Annotated in this window: 9 protein-coding genes; 5 read left to right on the top strand and 4 right to left on the bottom strand. The window is 67.5% G+C overall.

The annotated features are described in order from the left end of the window. Window positions 1–2950: DNA-directed RNA polymerase subunit beta (gene rpoB / locus ABDV78_RS03770; protein WP_343525866.1), on the bottom strand; the 2950-nt coding region annotated here is incomplete at its 3' end. A gap of 434 nt (window positions 2951–3384) precedes the next feature. Between rpoB and ABDV78_RS03765 the strand changes: the two genes are divergently transcribed. Next, window positions 3385–4659 carry a hypothetical protein gene (locus ABDV78_RS03765; protein ID WP_343525865.1) on the top strand — a complete coding sequence of 425 codons (1275 nt, stop codon included), beginning with the start codon at window positions 3385–3387 and terminating at the stop codon, window positions 4657–4659. A 48-nt stretch (window positions 4660–4707) separates the two neighbouring features. Here ABDV78_RS03765 and ABDV78_RS03760 read toward each other — a convergent pair whose 3' ends face one another. Both ABDV78_RS03760 and ABDV78_RS03755 read right to left on the bottom strand, forming a co-directional pair. Further along, complete coding sequence (locus ABDV78_RS03760) at window positions 4708–5481, bottom strand: metallophosphoesterase (protein ID WP_343525864.1); 774 nt, start codon at window positions 5479–5481, stop codon at window positions 4708–4710. A gap of 28 nt (window positions 5482–5509) precedes the next feature. Then, window positions 5510–6598 (bottom strand): catalase family protein, encoded by a 1089-nt coding sequence (locus ABDV78_RS03755; protein WP_343525863.1) that lies wholly within the window; start codon window positions 6596–6598, stop codon window positions 5510–5512. A gap of 105 nt (window positions 6599–6703) precedes the next feature. Here ABDV78_RS03755 and ABDV78_RS03750 point away from each other — a divergent pair, with 105 nt between their 5' ends. The 3 genes from ABDV78_RS03750 (at window position 6704) to ABDV78_RS03740 (ending at window position 11410) form a co-directional block, all read left to right on the top strand. Then, on the top strand, window positions 6704–7732 hold the full coding sequence (locus tag ABDV78_RS03750; protein ID WP_343525862.1) for a quinone-dependent dihydroorotate dehydrogenase: 1029 nt from the start codon (window positions 6704–6706) through the stop codon (window positions 7730–7732). 46 nt (window positions 7733–7778) lie between these two features. Further along, on the top strand, window positions 7779–9551 hold the full coding sequence (gene ggt, locus ABDV78_RS03745) for a gamma-glutamyltransferase (protein ID WP_343525861.1): 1773 nt from the start codon (window positions 7779–7781) through the stop codon (window positions 9549–9551). Window positions 9552–9622: 71 nt separating this feature from the next. Continuing rightward, window positions 9623–11410: an AMP-dependent synthetase/ligase gene (locus ABDV78_RS03740; protein WP_343525860.1), complete on the top strand. Its 1788-nt coding sequence runs from the start codon at window positions 9623–9625 to the stop codon at window positions 11408–11410. Window positions 11411–11453: 43 nt separating this feature from the next. On the opposite strand, the gene ABDV78_RS03735 is transcribed toward ABDV78_RS03740, so the two are convergent. Continuing rightward, window positions 11454–12977 carry a fumarate hydratase gene (locus ABDV78_RS03735; RefSeq protein WP_343525859.1) on the bottom strand — a complete coding sequence of 508 codons (1524 nt, stop codon included), beginning with the start codon at window positions 12975–12977 and terminating at the stop codon, window positions 11454–11456. A 96-nt stretch (window positions 12978–13073) separates the two neighbouring features. On the opposite strand from ABDV78_RS03735, the gene ABDV78_RS03730 reads away from it, so the two are divergent. Further along, entirely contained in the window at window positions 13074–15773 is a 2700-nt protein-coding gene (locus tag ABDV78_RS03730; protein WP_343525858.1) for an EAL domain-containing protein, read from the top strand. Window positions 15774–15803: the final 30 nt, after the last annotated feature.

The raw sequence follows: 15803 nt of genomic DNA, 5'->3' as shown, positions 1-15803 counted from the left end.
TCGTGCGCTCGTCGTCGGCGTCCTTCTTCAGACGCTCGATCTCCTCGCGCTCGATCGCCATCGCGCGCTCGTCCTTGTCGATGCCGTGACGATTGAAGACGCGCACGTCGACGATCGTACCGGCGACGCCCGGCGGCAGGCGGAGCGAGGTGTCGCGCACGTCGCTGGCCTTTTCACCGAAGATCGCGCGGAGCAGCTTTTCTTCCGGCGTCATCGGCGATTCGCCCTTCGGCGTGATCTTGCCGACCAGGATGTCGCCCGGCTCCACCTCGGCCCCGACATAGACGATGCCCGCCTCGTCGAGGTTGCGCAGCGCTTCTTCACCCACGTTCGGAATGTCGCGGGTGATGTCTTCCGGCCCGAGCTTGGTGTCGCGCGCCATGACTTCGAACTCGTCGATATGGATCGACGTGAACACGTCGTCCTTCACGATCCGCTCGGAGATGAGGATCGAGTCCTCATAATTGTAGCCGTTCCAGGGCATGAACGCGACGAGCGCGTTGCGGCCCAGCGCCAGCTCGCCGAACTCGGTCGAGGGGCCGTCGGCGATCACGTCGCCCGCCTTCACGACATCGCCCACCTTCACCAGCGGACGCTGGTTGATGCAGGTCGACTGGTTCGAACGCTGGAACTTCATCAGCGTGTAGATGTCGACGCCCGACTTGCCGGCATCGACCTCACCGGTCGCGCGAACCACGATACGCGCCGCATCGACCTGGTCGACGATACCGGCACGCTTCGCCGCGATCGCCGCACCCGAGTCGCGGGCCACGGTCTCTTCCATGCCGGTGCCGACGAAGGGCGCTTCCGCCTTCACCAGCGGCACGGCCTGACGCTGCATGTTCGAGCCCATGAGCGCGCGGTTGGCGTCGTCGTTTTCCAGGAACGGAATGAGCGAGGCGGCGACCGAGACGAGCTGCTTCGGCGACACGTCCATCAGCGTGATCTGATCGGGCAGCGCCATCAGGAACTCGCCCGCCTGACGCGCCGAGACCAGATCCTCGACGAATCGGCCTTCCTCGTCCGTCGCGGCCGAGGCCTGGGCGACGGTGTGCTTCTGCTCTTCCATCGCCGACAGGTACACGACCTCGTCCGTCACCTTGCCGTCGATCACCTTGCGGTACGGCGTCTCGATGAAGCCATACTTGTTGACGCGGGCGAAGGTCGACAGCGAGTTGATCAGACCGATGTTCGGGCCTTCCGGCGTTTCGATCGGGCAGATACGGCCATAGTGCGTCGGGTGAACGTCGCGGACTTCGAAGCCCGCACGCTCACGCGTCAGGCCGCCCGGCCCGAGCGCCGAGACGCGACGCTTGTGCGTCACTTCGGACAGCGGGTTGGTCTGGTCCATGAACTGCGAGAGCTGCGACGAACCGAAGAACTCGCGCACCGCGGCGACCGCGGGCTTGGCGTTGATCAGGTCGTTCGGCATCACGGTCGAGACGTCGACCGACGACATGCGCTCCTTGACCGCACGCTCCATGCGCAGCAGGCCGACGCGATACTGGTTCTCCAGCAGCTCGCCCACCGAACGCACGCGGCGGTTGCCGAGATTGTCGATATCGTCGATCTCGCCCTTGCCGTCCTTCAGGTCGACCAACGTCTTGACGACCGCGAGGATGTCCTCGGTGCGCAGCGTCGTCACCGTGTCCGGGCAGTCGAGGTCGAGGCGCATGTTCAGCTTGACGCGACCCACGGCCGACAGGTCGTAGCGATCAGGATCGAAGAACAGGCCCGAGAACAGCGCTTCCGCCGTCTCCAGCGTCGGCGGCTCGCCCGGGCGCATGACACGGTAGATGTCCGACAGCGCCTGCTCACGCTCTTCGGCCTTGTCGGCCTTCAGCGTGTTGCGAATCCACGGGCCGGTCGCGACATGGTCGATGTCGAGCAGCTCGATCGTGTCGACGCCCGCCTTGTCCAGCGCCTCGAGGTTCTCGGCGCTGATCTCGTCACCGGCTTCGACGTAGATTTCGCCAGTCTGCTCGTTGATGAGGTCATAGGCCGAATAGCGACCGAAGATTTCCTCTGTCGGGATCAGCAGTTGCGACAGGCCATCCTTGGCCGCCTTGTTGGCGGCGCGGGGCGAAATCTTCTGACCGGCGGGGAACACGACCTCGCCCGAGTTCGCATCGACGATGTCGAACATCGGCTTGGCGCCGCGCCAGTTCTCGGCCTGGAACGGGATCTTCCAGCCGCCGTCGCCGCGAACGAAGGTCAGGCGGTTGTAGAAATAATTGAGGATCTCTTCCGAGTTCATGCCCAGCGCATAGAGCAGCGCCGTCACCGGCAGCTTGCGCTTGCGGTCGATACGGACGTTGACAATGTCCTTGGCGTCGAACTCGAAGTCCAGCCACGAACCGCGATACGGGATCACACGCGCGGCGAAGAGATACTTGCCCGAGGCATGGGTCTTGCCGCGATCATGGTCGAACAGCACGCCCGGCGAACGGTGCATCTGGCTGACGATGACGCGCTCGGTGCCGTTGATGAAGAAGGTGCCGTTCTCCGTCATCAGGGGCATGTCGCCCATGTAGACGTCCTGCTCCTTGATATCGATGACCGACTTGGCTTCGGTATCGGGATCGACCTCGAACGCGGTCAGGCGCAGCGTGACGCGCATCGGCGCGGCATAGGTGATGCCCCGCTGGCGGCATTCCTCGACGTCGAACTTCGGGTCTTCAAGGACATAATCGTCGAAGTCGAGATAGGCGGTGCCGGCAAAGTCCTGGATCGGGAAGACGCTGCGCAGCGTCTTTTCCAGCCCCGAGACATGGCCCGTGGACTTATCCGAACGCAGGAACTGCTCGTAGCTTTCGCGCTGAACCTCGATCAGGTTCGGCATCTGCACCACTTCGTGGATGTCGCCGAACACCTTGCGGATACGCCGCTTGGCGGTGCCGCCATCGCCCTTGCGGGGGGCGGAGCCGCTGTCGATCGCCTTGGTTGCCATGGGTCTGTTTGCCTCGTCAGCCATAAATCACTGCCCGGATGCCTCCGGGCCAGACGCAACGACAGACGCCGAAAGGCCGCTCGCAAACATATGCGGCGGCATCCGGCGTCCGTTGAACCAGCAATCTCCCATTCGACCGACACGCTGCGCGAAGGCGCATCATTTCCCGAAGATTGTGGTGGATGGTCGCGATATAGGCATGCACCGCGCCAGTGTCAAACCGGCCAGTGTCAAACCGGCGTCAAACACGACGCGCGTCCGCGACCGCGCAATCAGGGGCAAAGTTTCCCCACCCCCAAGTCCTGCCATATATTGGCCGCATATCGCGTTACACAAGGGGTTGCATCCGCCGGGTCTACCGGGCACGGCTAAGCGGTCGGGCCGGTGGCCCGAACGGCCGGTGAAGATTATAGTTACCACGAGGAAGGCATTTCATGACATCGTCCGGGCCGCGCCGCGCCGCGCGCCTCCTTGCCCTGACGCTGGTGCCGGTGCTTGCCCCGATGCCAGCCGCATCCGCACCAGCCTTCCCCCAGACCGCCCCGCAGGACAATGATGCGGCGGGTCGTTCCTCAAGCGGGCTGGATGGTTTCAGCCTGACCCCGCGCGCCGCCAGCCAGGCCGCGCCCCAGACGACAGCGGGGCCGACCCCGGTGCCCACACCGCCCGCGCCCCGCCTCGTCCTGCCCGGACAAGGTGCCACGGGCCAGACCGCGACACCGCAGGCCAGCCCGACCCCGCGCGCGACACCCACCTCGCGAGAAACGCCGCGCGTGACGGCGCGCGCCGCGCCGGCCGCCATCGCCACCCCGATCCCGGCGGCGACGCCGTCCCCCGAACCGACGCCCTCGCCCGAGGCTCCCGCGACCCGCCTGCCCGATCCCGAATCACGGACGGTCGACCGGACCGAGTCGGGCATGGACGGCATGACGATCGCCAATAGCCAGACCGCCACGCCCGCGATCGCGGCACCGGGCACCGCCGCCCCCGAGCGGGGCGAGACGGAGCACGACCTGCCCTTCTGGCCGCTGCTGATCGGCACCGGGCTCGCGGCGCTGGCCATTGGTATCTGGCTGGGTCGACGCAGCCGCCCTGCACCGCGCGCGCTGCCCGCCCCGGTCGCCGTACCCGAGCCGAGCGCCGAGCCCGTGACGCCCCGCGCCGCCCCCATCGCCGCGCAACCCCAGCCGGCGCCCCAACCGTCGCCGCAGCCGACGATGCCGCCCGAGCCCAGCTTCCTGTCGGTCGAGGCGCGCCCGCTGCGCGTCGGCCTCAACATGCTGTCGGCGACGATCGAGGCGGAGATCACCGTCCGCAATACCGGTGCCACGCCGATCGGCCGGGTCGCGGTCGACCTTCGCCTGTTGAGCGCGCATGCCGGGCTCGATGCCGAGCTGATCCAGCTCGCGCATCAGCCGCAGGGCCGCCCGGTGGTCCCGCCCTTCGCGCTCGCGCCGGGTGAAAGCCGGACCGTGCGCGGCGTCAGCGCGCTGCCGCGCGAGGCGATCCATGTGATCGATGCCGCCGGCCGGCCGATGTTCGTGCCGATCCTGGCCGCCGCCGCCCATACCGACTGGGGTGTTTCCCGCTGCACCTATGCGGTCGGCCTGGAGCGGGTGGATTCGGCCAAGCTCTCGCCGATCTGGCTCGACCAGCCGGGGCGGATGTACGACCAGGTCGCCGCGCGGCCGCATGTGATGAAGGGATGACGTCGCTCGGCTGAGCGAAGCCGGGGGGCCACGCCTCGGCGGGCGATATCAGCCCGCCCGCATATCCTCGGTGATCGGGTGCGGCGCGGTTTCGCCGAAGCTGCGCACCAGCGTCTCGAAGGTCTGTCCCAGCACGCGGATCTCGTTGAACGCGGGCGGGGTCTTGCGCGTCCGCTTGGACAAGGTGCCCGCGCCGACCATCCGTATGATCCGGCCGTCGCGATCGATCGGCACGTCGAACGGGTCATGGACATGGCCCGACAGCACCGCGTGCGCACCCGCCGCCGCCAACCGGGTCAGCGCGACGTCGCCGTTGCGGGTCTTGGCCGTCCCCTTGGTCCCACCCTCGATCAGCGGATGGTGCGCGGCAACCAGGATCAGGTGATCCTTGGGCGCCTCCTCGATCAGCGCCAGCGCGCGCCGGAGCGAGCCGGTGCTGACCCGCCCCTTGGACCAGTTCCACCGCCACTGGGCGCGTGCCGTGGTCTTGAGCGGCACCACCGTCACGCCCGGCAGATCCAGCGGCTTCTCGATCATTCGCTCGACCGCGGCATAACGCTGATAGGGCGCGAACAGCCGCCGGAACGGGTCCCAATAATAAGGAATGTCGTGATTGCCGACCTCGACCGTCACCGGCACGCCCAGCGATTGCAGCCACTCGCCGCCCGCCTGGAATTCGCGCTTGGTCGCACGCATGGTTAGGTCGCCGGTCATGATGACCGCATCCGGCTTCTCCGCCGCGACTCGTTCGGCGAACCAGGCGAGCGCGGCGGGGTCCTCGGCACCGAAATGCACGTCACTGACATGAAACAGGCGGATCATGCCGCGCGTCCTAGCCTTTGCGGGCGCGTCACGGCAACTCGGCCATGTCGCGCGGCTCGTGCATCGGACAACCATTCACCCGGCCGCGATACGCCGCCGAGAAGCGATAGGGCGCGTTGCGCGCGCGGTTGATATTGCCAAGCGGCCGATGCGCGGCCAGGCCATGCCAGACATTATAGGACAGCGCGTCGTCGATCGCATTGGTTTCGCCATCGCGCCAGCCGATCTGCGGCGCGGCGGTGAAGGTCGCGACGGTGACATAGGGGCTGTCCTCCTCGCTCCATTCGGCGGTCGCGTCCTCGATCGGCATCGATTCGAGATCGCGGTTGAGCTGGACGCGGAGTTCCCATTGACCGCCCTGCTCGATCAGGACCTCGCGCACCACCTCACGCAACGCATCGGGGCGGTCATGCGTGTCGACCGTATCGCCAGTCAGCTGGGTGAGCGCGGGACTGACCGGGAAGAGACCCAATTTGGCAATATGGTCGCCATAGCGGAACGGCGTCTGGCTGTAATAGGTCTCGCCCAGCGGATGCACCTGCTTCGCGCCGCCCAGCGACTTGAGCGTCCCGCTTTCGATCCCGACCGTCTCCAGCGTCGCCTCGATCCCGCGCAGGATGCCGGAGAGAATCTTCTTGCCGCCCTCCGCCTTGTCGGTGGTGGAGGCCAGCATCTTCAGGTTCTTGGCAAAGGCATCCGCGGTCGGGGCGGTGAAAACCGGCGCATTGGCCATCACGAAATCCTGCGTCGCATCCCCCTCGGAGCCGGGCAGCCGCTCGCCCTCGACGCCGATCACCTTGAGCGCGAAACCGCGCGGCAGGCCGATCGCGTCATCGAGGATATCGCCCGGATTTGTCGAAATGCGCCCCACCGCCTCATACTCGCCGGGTCTTGCGAACAGCCCCTGCGCCAGTTCGGGCGGGAGATCGTCATGCACCCGCAGGACACCCCGGATGATACCATGCGCCTTGGCATGGACCGCGCGGACGCCATGCCCATAATCGCGGGAGGTGGTGTCGAGGATATGCTCGAACGAATGCTTCATCTGTTCGACGGTTTCGTCTTCCTCGGGCTTCACGTCTTCGACTTGCGGGGTGAAACGAACGGGGGTCTTCATGGGGCCTCTCCCTGTAAGCCCCCACCAACCCGTGTTGGGTCATAGCGTTCCGTTGGGGCGGCGGACGCCTTTCCCCCGTCCCCTCGATCCGCTAACCGGGCCGACATGGCCTTTTATCACCCGCTCCTCTTCGCCCTCGACGCCGAACGCGCCCATGGTCTGACCGTCGCGATGCTGTCGCGCTGGGGATCGTTCGGCGCGCCGCTGTCGATCGATCCGGCGCGCCATCCGCGTCTGGCGACGACCGTGGCGGGGATCGACTTCGCCAATCCGCTGGGACTGGCGGCGGGGGTCGACAAGAATGGCGAGGCGATCGACGGCTTTTTCGGCCTGGGCTTCGGCATGGTCGAGATCGGCACGCTGACCCCAAAGCCCCAGCCGGGCAATCCCAGGCCCCGCCTGTTCCGGCTGGTCGAGGACAAGGCTGTCGTCAACCGCTACGGCTTCAACAATGGCGGGCTCGACGCGGGGCTGGCGCGCGCGAAGGCGGCGAAGCGCAAGGGGGTGCTGGGCATCAATGTCGGCGCGAACAAGGACGCGGACGATCGCATCGCCGACTATCGCCACGGCGTGCGCGCGGCCGCGCCGATCGCCGATTATGTGACGATCAACATCTCCAGCCCCAACACGCCGGGCCTGCGCGACCTGCAACACGGGCCTGCGCTGGCCGAACTGCTGGCGGCGTCGCGCGAGGCGGCGGGCGGCGTCCCGCTGTTCCTGAAGGTCGCCCCCGACCTGGAAGCCGCCCAGATCGACGAGATCGCGCGCGCCGCGATCGACAACCGACTGGACGCGATCATCATCGGCAACACCACCATCACCCGCCCCGATGTGACGAGCGTCAACGCCGCCGAGACCGGCGGCCTGTCGGGCCGTCCGCTTGCCCCGCTGGCCCGCGCGCGGCTCGCCGATTTCCGCAAGGCGACCGGCGGGGCCCTGCCCCTGATCGCGGCGGGCGGCATCGACAGCGGTGCGGAGGCCTATGCCCGCATCCGCGCGGGCGCGAGCCTGGTGCAGCTCTATTCGGCGCTGGTCTATGAGGGGCCGGGGCTGGCGGGACGGATCCTGACCGATCTCGACGCCCTGCTGGCCCGCGAAGGATTCACCAGCGTGGGCGAGGCCGTCGGGGCCTGACGTTACGGCTTGGCGGGAAGCGGCGCTTGCCGCTAGTGTCGCCGCCATGAAGCACTGGCTCCTATCCGTGGCGGCGCTCGCGCTGGCCCCTGTCGCAATCCCGGGCGCCGCCCCCGTCGAGGCGCGCCAAGCCGCCCCCGTCGCCAAGGCCCCCAGCCAGGGCATGGTCAGCGCCGCCGATCCACGCGCCGCCGCCGCCGGGGTGGAGATATTGCGTGCCGGGGGCAGCGCCACCGACGCCGCCATCGCCACCATGCTCGCGCTCAACGTGGTCGAACCGCAAAGCTCGGGGCTGGGCGGCGGCAGCTACTGGGTGCGTCACATGGCGAAGGACGCGCAGACGAGCACGATCGACGCGCGCGAGACCGCGCCGATGGCGGCCACCCCGGACTGGTTCTATGGGCCCGACCGCCGCCCGCTGTCCCATGCCGATGCGGTGCCCGGCGGACGGAGCGTCGGCATCCCCGGCGCCCTGCGCGGTATGGCGCTGGCCCATGCCCAGGGGGGCAAGCTGCCCTGGGCGCGGCTGTTCCAGCCCGCGATCCGGCTGGCACGCGACGGCTTCCAAATGACGCCGCGCCTGCAGACCGCGCTGATCCGCTATGGCGCGCATGTCGATGCGCCCACGCGCGCGCGACTGACCGGGCCGGACGGACAGGTGCTGGCCCTCGGCAGCGTGATCCGCAACCCCGAACAGGCCGCGCTGCTGGAGCGGATCGCCAGGCTCGGTCCCGACAGCTTCTATGTCGGGCCGCAGGCGCAGAAGCTGGTGACGACCGTCAACACCGCCGCGCGCAATCCGTCGAAGATGACGACCGGCGACCTCGCATCCTACAGCGCCAGGCCCCGGCCCCCACTCTGCGCCACCTATCGCGGCTATCGGATCTGCAGCATGGGCCCGTCCTCGGCGGGTGGTTCGACCGTGTTGTCGATCCTGAAGCTGCTCGAACGCTTCGACATGGGCAAGCTGGGCAAGGATTCCCCGCAAGCCTGGCACCTGTTCGCCGAGGCCTCGCGCCTCGCCTATGCCGATCGCGACATGTATCTGGGCGATCCCGACTATGTCCGGGTGCCGCTGAAGGGCCTGTTCGATCCGGCCTATATCGCCGACCGCTCCGCGCTGATCTCGCCCGACCGGACCATGGCGTCGGTCGCGCCCGGCACGCCCCCCGGCGCTCCGCCACGGGTGCGCGCGCCGGTGAGTGAGGTGCCCGGCACCACCGACCTCGTGACGGTCGATGCGGCGGGCAATGTCGTCGAGGTGACGACCACGATCGAGGGGCCGTTTGGCTCCGGCCTGTCGGTCGACGGGACGATGCTGAACAACGAACTGACCGATTTCGATATCGTGCCCGTTCGTGACGGCGATCTCGTCGCCAACCGGGTGGAGGGCGGCAAGCGCCCGCGCAGTTCGATGTCGCCGACCATTGTCTATGGCCCCGATGGCAAGGTCCGGCTCGCGGTCGGCGCGGCGGGCGGCTCGACCATCATCGCGCAGGTGGCCAAGGCGATCATCGGCGTCGTCGACTGGAATCTGAGCGCGCAGGATGCGATCGCGCAAGGGCTGCTCTATGCCCCCGGCAAGGTCGCCACGGTCGAACGCGGCACCACGCTGGAGGCGCTCGTCCCCGGCCTGCAGGCGCTAGGCGAGACGGTCACGATCGCCCCGCTGGGCCTGAAGGCCAATGCCATCGAGCGCGTCGATGGCCGCTGGGTCGGCGCCGCCGATCCCCGCAGCGAGGGGGTGGCGATCGACGTGACCGGCCGGACGACCATGATTCAACGGGTTGGCGACAAGCCGGGCCGCCCCTCCGAGTAAACCGCCGACCAGGCAAACAAAGAGCCCGATCGCGCGTTGACGTCCGCGATACGGGCCGGTGGGAGAGGCATATGCGTACGCTCGAATATTTTCCCAATCTCGTCACCATGTTCTTCACCCGCGCGGCGGAGAAGGGCGACGCGCCTTTCCTGTGGCGCAAGGAGGCGGGCGAATGGCACGCGATCAGTTGGGCGGAGGCGGCGCGGCAGGTCGCCAGCCTGTCGGCGGGGTTGCGCGCAACCGGCGTGCAACGCGGCGACCGGGTGATGCTGGTGTCGGAAAATCGCCCCGAATGGTGCATCGCCGACCTTGCCATCATGGCGGCGGGCGGCGTCACCGTGCCAACCTACACCACCAATACCGAGCGCGACCATGCGCACATCATCGAGAATTCGGGCGCGCGCGCGATCATCGTCTCGTCCCAGAAGCTGGCGAACACGCTGATGCCGGCGGCGCTGCGCTCCAACCATGTCCAGACGGTGATCGGGATCGAGGCGCTGCGGCTCGGTCCCGCCCAGATCGACTGCCGCCAATATGACGCGCTGATCGCCGCCCACCCGACCAGGCCCGAAGAGGTCGCCGCGAGCGCCGATTTCGGCCGCGAGGACCTGGCCTGCATCATCTATACCTCGGGCACCGGCGGCGCGCCGCGCGGGGTGATGCAGCATCACGGCGCGATCCTGCACAATTGCGCCGGATGCAGCGCGGTGATCTCCGAGGATTTCGGGTGGGACGACGAGGTGTTCCTGTCCTTCCTCCCCCTCTCCCACGCCTATGAACATACCGGGGGCCAGCACTTCCCGATCGCGCTGGGCGGGCAGATCTACTATGCCGAAGGCCTCGACAAGCTGGCCGCCAATATCGAGGAGGTACGCCCGACGATCATGTTCGTCGTGCCCCGCCTGTTCGAGGTGCTGCACACCCGCATCGCCAAGGCGATCGAGAAGAAGGGCGGGCTCGGCGCGCGGCTGCTCGACCAGGCGCTGGCCCTGGGCGCGCGCAGCTATGACGGCAAGCTGCGGCTGATCGACCGTCCCGCGCAATTCGCCGTCGCCACGCTGTTCAAGCCCAAGATCGCCAAGAAATTCGGCGGCCGGTTGAAGGCCATGGTCTCGGGCGGGGCGCCGCTCAACCCGGAGATCGGGCTGTTCTTCCACTCGATCGGCCTCACCCTGCTGCAAGGCTACGGCCAGACCGAGGCCGCGCCCGTCATCGCCTGCAATCGGCCCAAGGCGGGCGTGCGGATGGAGACGGTCGGGCCACCGCTCGCCGATACCGAGGTGCGCATCGCCGAGGACGGCGAGATCCTGGTGCGCGGCGAGCTGGTCATGCACGGGTACTGGCGCAACCCGACCGAAACCAAGCGGGTGCTGAAGGATGGTTGGCTCCACACCGGCGATATCGGCGAGTTCGACGACGCCGGACGGCTGCGCATCACCGACCGCAAGAAGGACCTGATCATCAACGACAAGGGCGAGAATGTCGCCCCCCAGAAGGTCGAGGGGATGCTGACCCTTCAGCCCGAGATCGGGCAGGCGATGATCGCGGGCGACCGGCGGCCCTATATGGTCGCGCTGATCGTGCCCGATACGGAGTGGACCGCCGAATGGTGTGCGAAGTCAGGCACCGGCTGCAACCGCGCCGCGCTGGACGACGACCTGGATTTCCGCGCGGCGATCTCGGCGGCGATCGACCGGGTCAATCGCGACCTGTCGGTGACCGAGCGTATCCGCCGCTTCATCATCGCCGACGAGCCCTTCTCGATCGAGAATGAGCAACTGACGCCGTCCCTGAAGATCCGCCGCCACGTCCTGCGCGAGGTCTATGGCGAGCGGCTGAACGCGCTCTACAAGAACTAAGACCGCGTCCCTCCCCATCTTGCGATGGGGAGGGTAGGATGGATCATGCCGGGGTCAGCAGGCCTTCCTTGGCGATCTTCTCGCGCCAGACCAGCGGGGCGAGGGTGTGGACATTCTGGCCTTCGGAATCGACCGCGACGGTGACGGGGAAATTCTCCACGTCGAACTCATAGATCGCTTCCATGCCCAAATCCTCGAAGCCGACGACCTTCGATCCCTTGATCGCGCGCGCGACCAGATAGGCCGCGCCGCCGACCGCCATCAGATAGGCCGACTGGTATTCGCGGATCGCGTCGGTGGCGGCGGGCCCGCGCTCGGCCTTGCCGACCATGGCGAGCAGGCCCTGGTCGAGCATCATGCGGGTGAACTTGTCCATGCGGGTCGCGGTGGTGGGGCCGGCGGGGCCGACCACTTCCTCGCCGACCGGATCGACCGGGCCGACATAATAGATGACGCGTCCCCGGAACTCGACCGGCAGTTCCTCGCCGCGATCGAGCATGTCCTTGATCCGCTTGTGCGCGGCGTCGCGCCCGGTCAGCATCTTGCCGTTCAGCAGCAGCCGGTCGCCATGCTTCCAGCTCTTCACCTCTTCCGGGGTCAGCGTGTCGAGGTCGACGCGCTTGGCCGCCTGAAGGTCCGGCTTCCAGTCGACCTTGGGCCATTCCTCCAGCTTGGGGGCTTCGAGATAGACGGGGCCCGAACCATCCAGCGTGAAATGCGCATGGCGGGTGGCGGCGCAGTTCGGGATCATCGCCACCGGCTTGGATGCGGCATGGGTCGGCCAATCGAGGATCTTGACGTCGAGGATGGTGGACAGGCCGCCCAGACCCTGCGCACCGATTCCCAGCGCATTGACCTTGTCGAACAGTTCGATGCGCAGCGCCTCGATATCGTTACGCGGGCCACGCTCCTTGAGCTGGCCCATGTCGATCGCGCCCATCAGCGATTCCTTGGCGAGCAGCACCGCCTTCTCCGCCGTGCCGCCGATGCCGATGCCCAGCATGCCGGGCGGGCACCAGCCCGCGCCCATTTGCGGCACCATCTCCAGAACCCAGTCGACGATCGAATCGGACGGGTTCATCATCTTGAACTTCGACTTGTTCTCCGAGCCGCCGCCCTTGGCCGCGACGTCGATCGTCACCTTGTTGCCGGGCACCATCTCGACATGGAGGACCGATGGCGTGTTGTCCTTGGTGTTGCGGCGGGTGAAGGCCGGGTCGGCGAGGATCGAGGCGCGCAGCTTGTTCTCGGGGTGGAGATAGGCGCGGCGCACGCCTTCATCGACGACCTCCTGCAAGCTGCGGTCGCCCGACAGGCGGCAATCCTGGCCCCATTTCACGAAGACGGTGACGATGCCGGTATCCTGGCAGATCGGGCGATGCCCCTCCGCGCACATCCGGCTGTTGGTCAGGATCTGCGCGATGGCGTCCTTGGCCGCCGGGCTCTTCTCCGCCTCATAGGCTTTGCCCAGGGCGCGGATATAATCCATCGGGTGATAATAGCTGATGAACTGGAGCGCGTCGGCCACGCTCTCGATCAGGTCGGTGTCGCGGATCAGGGTCGTCATGACGCCGTCTTTAGCGACAGCGGCGCGGCCCGCGCAACGTCGCAGACAGGACACCCCCCATTTCGGGAAAGATTCGCACTTTAGGCAATCTTAACCTTGATCGATCCAGAAACGTTGCAGCCCTTTGGGATTTCGAGCCGCAGCATGTCGTCCGCCCAGTCCAAGCGAATACCCTTTCTGGCCGCGATGGGTCTCGTCGACGACAGTGACGAGCTGCTGGTCGGCCTGCACCTGGGTCGCCTGAAGGCGCTGCGCGGCGTCTGGCCCCTGGCGATCCTCCAGGCTCTGATCGCGATCAGCATCCTGCTGGGTCGGAGCGCGGCGACCGATCCGCGCTCATTGCTGACCCAGAAGGCGATGGCGAGCGGGGTGATGCTGGCCGCCACCCTCGCCTTCGGCCTGGTGTTGTGGTGCGGCCCCGCGCGGCAATGGCCCGTCTGCCGGTCGAAGCGATGGCTGACCGCAATGGGCCTGCTGCTGGCGCTGGCCACCGGACCGCTGCTGCTGATCGTGTCGCAATCGGATCACGGGGACGGCTGGACCGCGCCCCTGACGATCGGCTGCGCGATGTGGGCGACCGCGGCGATGCTGAGCCCGGAGCGCGGTGCATTGCTGGGCTATTCCTTCGGCTTTGCCTTTCTGGCTCCGATCGCGGCACTGGCCTGGGACGTTCCGCTGGGGCCGGTCCTGGCGGCGGTGATCCCGTCGCTGGTCCTTCTGGCGCTCAAGGCGCGGCGGATGGGACAGATGGACTATGACGCCGCCCATGCCCGCGCCCGCGAGTTCGGCGAGGGGCAGCAGGCGGTGAAGATGATCGCCGAGTTCGAGGAGCATGGCACCGGCTGGTTCTGGGAAACCGATCGGCAGGGACGGCTGACCTATCTGTCCCGCAAGGTGGCGGACGACCTGGCGGCAGCGGGCATCGAATCCCGGGGGCGGTTGCTGGTCGACCTGTTCCAGATGGATTCCACCGCGCCCGGCACCGCACGGACGCTGGCCTTCCACATGGCCTCGCGCACCGGCTTTGCGGACTATACCGTCTGCGCGATCAACGGCGATCCGGCGGCGGAGCGCTGGTGGTCGATCTCCGGCCGGCCGATCGTCGACGGCGTCGGCCGGTTCCGGGGCTTTATCGGTTCGGGCTCCGACCTGACCGAGAAGCGCCGGTCCGAGGCCGAGATCACGCGCCTGGCGCTGTTCGACAGCCTGACCGGCCTGGCCAATCGCCAGCGGATGAAGCTGTCGCTCGACAAGACGCTGACGCAAAGGGTCAGCCCCTATCGTCCGACCGCGCTGTTCCTGATGGACCTCGACCGGTTCAAGGCGGTCAACGACACGCTGGGCCATCAGGCGGGCGACCTTCTGCTGCAACAGGTCGCGCGGCGGCTGGAACATGTGGTGGGCGATGTCGGGCTGGTCGGGCGCCTGGGCGGCGACGAGTTCCAGATCCTGCTGCCCGACATCGACGCACGTGAGCGGCTGGCCTCGCTCGCGACCGAGATCATCGACACCCTGTCCCGCCCCTATGACATCCAGGGCAACGAGGTGACGATCGGCTGTTCGATCGGCATCGCGATCGCGCCGCATGACGGCGAGGATTCGCAGACGCTGATCCGCAACGCCGATCTCGGCCTCTATGCCGCCAAGGGCGACGGGCGTGGCGTGCACCGTTTCTATGCCGAGGCGATGCTGGAGGGCGCACGCAGCCGCAAGCAGATGGAGGAGGATCTGCGCATCGCCATCGCGCAGGGCCAGTTCCATCTGGCCTATCAGCCGGTGGTATCGACCAAGGATGCGATGATCGTCGGCTATGAGGCGCTGCTCCGCTGGCGTCATCCGACGCAGGGCGACATCTCGCCCGCGCAGTTCGTGCCAGTAGCCGAGGATAGCGGACTGATCGAACAGATCGGCGAATGGGTGCTGCGCACCGCCTGCGCCGAGGCCGTCCGCTGGCCATACCCGGCGCGGGTCGCGATCAATGTGTCGTCCATCCAGTTCACCAAGCCGCATCTGCCCGCGCTCGTCGCGCAGGCGCTGGCCCAGTCGGGTCTTGCGCCGTCGCGGCTGGAGCTGGAGATCACCGAAAGCGTGTTCCTGCGCGACGACCAGGAATCGCAGCGGCAATTCACCGCGCTCAAGGCACTGGGCATACGCCTGGCGCTCGACGATTTCGGCACCGGCTATTCCTCGCTCGGCTATCTGCGCCACGCGCCGTTCGACAAGATCAAGATCGACCAGTCCTTCGTGCGCGGCGCGATCCGCACGGGCAGCCGCAATGCCGCGATCATCCGCGCGATCGTGACGCTGGCCGATACGCTGGGCATGGAGACGACCGCCGAGGGCGTCGAACTCCAGGACGAGATCGCGCTGATCCGCGATCTGGGTTGCAGTCACGTCCAAGGCTTCGTCTATGGCAAGCCCGCCGGATCGGCCGAGGTGCACCGGATGCTGAACGCGAATGGAGGCCGCGCCGAGCTGACCGGGCTGAAGGCGACACGACGCCCGCGCATCAAGATCCTGCGCATCGCCCAGATCCTGTCGGGCAGCGCGACGATCGACGTCCGCATCCGCGACCTGTCCGCGACGGGCGTGATGATCGAGGGCCTGCCGCCCGCCTATATCGTCTGCGGCGCGGCGGTGAGCGTGCAGATCAGCGGCAGCAAGCCGATCCGCGCCTATATCCGCTGGGAGCGCGAGGGCCGTGTCGGCCTCGCCTTTGCCACGCCCCTGCCCGACGATCATCCCTGGCTGGAAAATCCCGCCAGTGCCGAGGAACCGGATCGCCAGTCGGCATGACCGGACCATCCCCTGCCGGACAGGTGGGAT

Origin of the sequence: Sphingomonas sp. (assembly GCF_039594485.1) — a bacterium.
In the GTDB taxonomy this organism is placed as follows: Bacteria; Pseudomonadota; Alphaproteobacteria; order Sphingomonadales; family Sphingomonadaceae; genus Sphingomonas.
The sequence above is the reverse complement of the archived record's forward strand: the minus strand, read 5'-3'. Positions and strand labels throughout refer to the sequence as shown.